2 protein-coding genes are annotated in these 1,530 nt (G+C 58.7%); one reads left to right on the forward strand and one right to left on the reverse strand.

Translation table 11 applies throughout. The features are described from left to right. Positions 1-287: nucleotide-binding protein (locus ACS5Q1_RS47855; protein ID WP_473104777.1), on the reverse strand; the 287-nt coding region annotated here is incomplete at its 3' end. 857 nt (positions 288-1,144) lie between these two features. On the opposite strand from ACS5Q1_RS47855, the gene ACS5Q1_RS47860 reads away from it, so the two are divergent. Continuing rightward, positions 1,145-1,426: a hypothetical protein gene (locus tag ACS5Q1_RS47860; protein WP_473104778.1), complete on the forward strand. Its 282-nt coding sequence runs from the start codon at positions 1,145-1,147 to the stop codon at positions 1,424-1,426. The last annotated feature ends 104 nt before the right edge of the window (positions 1,427-1,530 follow it).

A 1,530-nucleotide genomic window follows, 5' to 3' on the forward strand; every position in this document is an offset into this window, starting at 1 on the left:
AGGCGCTTGTCGCGGATGAGCGCCTGTGCGAGCTTGGCCTCGTCTCTGATGACATTGATCAGGTCGAAGACCACCCGTCGCTCGGCCCCCATGACCAAGTCCAGATTGCGCAGGCCGACATCAAAGTCGACGACAACGACCTTTTGGCCATTCTGAGCGAGGGCTGCGCCCAATGCCGCCGTGGAGGTGGTTTTGCCAACACCGCCCTTGCCGGAGGTGACGACGAGCACCCTGCCCTGTCTGGATCTTGTCTTCGCCTTGGCATGCTTTGGCCTTGGTTTCTTCATCGCTGGCATTTCTCCAGAGAGACCATGAGGGGGCATGGCACCGACGCAGGCACACGCGTGACCGAAGGGTCGTCAGCAAAAAGGAAGTGAACTGGAGCCGTTTCAGCTTTTCGCCCCTCACAGGCATGCCCATTCCGCGCCCGAGGTGGTTATCAGGAGGTTAACAATCGTCAGGAAGCGTCGATGGCGGTGAGCGGGCGCCTGTTAGCGATCTGTTAACCATACTGCGGTGAGCATGTTCGGGCAAATCCGGCTCAGGGATCAGCATCGTCCTCCAAAGCAGACGGGATGCGAATGGACCGTCTCGTTCTGCTTTGGAGATGTATGGCCCCGTGCAGTAACTGAGGCTTCACCACGATCCCATTCGCATCTGATTGAAAAAGGGCACGCGGCATTCTTCGTCGACGAGCATGTTCGATCTGATCGCCAACGGTCAGTCGAGATCGACACCTCGACCAAACCACACCGTTCAATGTTCTGGGCAACTCGGAGACAGGCATGAAACGGTCTTGCCAACGACGGATCAAGCGGTGGTTTCTTGAAGAGCTGACACGCCGCCTTAAATGGTGCGACGAGATCCATTCCGATCGGCTCTACTTCCTCGGACCACACGCATCTGGCCTGTCCTTGCGTCCAGCGGAGGGCGTCAGCGAGGATCGCTCATGACCGCTGTCGTTCGACAGGAGCCATGGACCAGGACTGAGACGAGCCCTGGAATGGTTGGCCTCTTCCGATCAGCCTGTCGATGAGGCAGAGGCTGAGACCCCTTCCCTAGCGGATGTTCGGCCGAGGCTTGGAGTTTCTATCTGCGCCAGCAACAGGCGCCGCCTGTGACCCCGAGCATCTGGAGGACGCATATGCCTGCCAACACGACACATCATTCGGTGCACATGGGAAACGGCATCACCCCTATGCATCCATTAGAGCTTGAATTCTTCCTGCAAGCGCTCCGGGCGACCCTCGCCGCCATTGACTTTGAGTACGAGAGTGACATGGAGACCGTCAGGAAGAGCTCTGTGGACGAGCTGTTCAAGCAGGCGACGATCGGAAGGCTGCAGGAGCACCATCGGGAGCGGCGCATGCCCTGCGTTGCACAACTTGAACGCTTGCAGGAGCGCATCCAGGCACGAGCCGCGTGACTGTGCGCTGGAGCCGTTGAACCCCATTGCGTTCGTACTGGATGCATCACTTCACAACTGCCAGGGCCTCTCCATCTCGTCGTGCGTCTTGACAGGTTTTCCTC

This window comes from Microvirga sp. GN3 (assembly GCF_055792825.1).

Coding starts and splice junctions, on each gene's coding strand:
- ACS5Q1_RS47860 (WP_473104778.1), top strand. CDS start 1,145: ATGCCTGCCAACACGACACATCATTCGGTGCACATGGGAAACGGCATC.